Source organism: Curtobacterium sp. ODYSSEY 48 V2 (genome assembly GCF_023712625.1).
In the GTDB taxonomy this organism is placed as follows: domain Bacteria; phylum Actinomycetota; class Actinomycetes; order Actinomycetales; family Microbacteriaceae; genus Curtobacterium.
This window is the reverse complement of the sequence record NZ_JAMAXX010000017.1, coordinates 1-1609: the sequence shown is the minus strand read 5'-3', so window position 1 is coordinate 1609 and position 1609 is coordinate 1. Positions and strand designations below refer to the sequence as shown.

At 55.1% G+C, this 1609-nt stretch carries 1 rRNA gene; it reads right to left on the bottom strand.

The features are described 5' to 3' along the window. Nucleotides 1-1564: ribosomal RNA gene (locus tag M3666_RS16265) — 23S ribosomal RNA — on the bottom strand; the annotation flags it as partial. Between the last annotated feature and the right edge of the window lie 45 nt (nt 1565-1609).

Below are 1609 nucleotides of genomic sequence, written 5' to 3'. Positions count from 1 at the left end.
CCGGGTTAGGACTCTTAGCACCACTGGATTAGCTTGGGCGGTTGTTCGCCGGTACGGGAATATCAACCCGTTGTCCATCGACTACGCCTGTCGGCCTCGCCTTAGGTCCCGACTTACCCAGGGCGGATTAACCTGGCCCTGGAACCCTTGGTCTTTCGGAGGACGGGTTTCTCACCCGTCTTTCGCTACTCATGCCTGCATTCTCACTCGTGTGGCGTCCACGGCTGGATTACTCCGCCGCTTCACTCGCCACACGACGCTCTCCTACCACTCCGCACGACTGAACCACGAAGGCTTGTCTGTGTGCGAAATCTACAACTTCGGCGGTGTGCTTGAGCCCCGTTACATTGTCGGCGCGGAATCACTTGACCAGTGAGCTATTACGCACTCTTTCAAGGGTGGCTGCTTCTAAGCCAACCTCCTGGTTGTCTGTGCAACTCCACATCCTTTCCCACTTAGCACACGCTTAGGGGCCTTAGTTGGTAGTCTGGGTTGTTTCCCTCTCGACGATGAAGCTTATCCCCCACCGTCTCACTGCTGCGCTCTCACTCACCGGCATTCGGAGTTTGGCTGACGTCAGTAACCTGTTGAGGCCCATCGGCCATCCAGTAGCTCTACCTCCGGCGAGAAACACGCAACGCTGCACCTAAATGCATTTCGGAGAGAACCAGCTATCACGAAGTTTGATTGGCCTTTCACCCCTATCCACAGCTCATCCCCTCCATTTTCAACTGAAGTGGGTTCGGTCCTCCACGACGTCTTACCGTCGCTTCAACCTGGCCATGGATAGATCACTTCGCTTCGGGTCTAGGACATGCGACTGAATCGCCCTATTCAGACTCGCTTTCGCTACGGCTGCCCCACACGGGTTAACCTCGCCACATATCACTAACTCGCAGGCTCATTCTTCAAAAGGCACGCCGTCACCCCTACAAGGAGGCTCCGACGGTTTGTAAGCAAACGGTTTCAGGTACTATTTCACTCCCCTCCCGGGGTACTTTTCACCTTTCCCTCACGGTACTTGTCCGCTATCGGTCATCTGGGAGTATTTAGGCTTATCAGGTGGTCCTGACAGATTCACACGGGATTTCTCGGGCCCCGTGCTACTTGGGATACACATCCGGCCATAACACCATTTCGTCTACGGGGCTGGCACCCACTACGGCCCGGCTTTCAAACCGGTTCGACTATGATGCGCTGTAACCGTCCCAGTCCGGCAGAACTGAGCGACGTGTCCCACAACCCCGACCATGCAACGCCCGCCGGCTATCACACATGATCGGTTTAGCCTCATCCGCTTTCGCTCGCCACTACTCACGGAATCACATGTTGTTTTCTCTTCCTGTGGGTACTGAGATGTTTCACTTCCCCACGTTCCCTCTACCCGCCCTATATATTCAGGCGGGAGTCACCAGGTCGACAAGTCGCCTGGCGGGGTTTCCCCATTCGGAAATCCTCGGCTCACAGCTCGATTATCAGCTCCCCGAGGCTTATCGCAGATTTCTACGTCCTTCTTCGGCTCCAGATGCCAAGGCATCCACCGTTTGCTCTTAGAAACTTGACCACAAAGATTAAAATTGCGATCGACTCGAACAACAACCAACCCGAA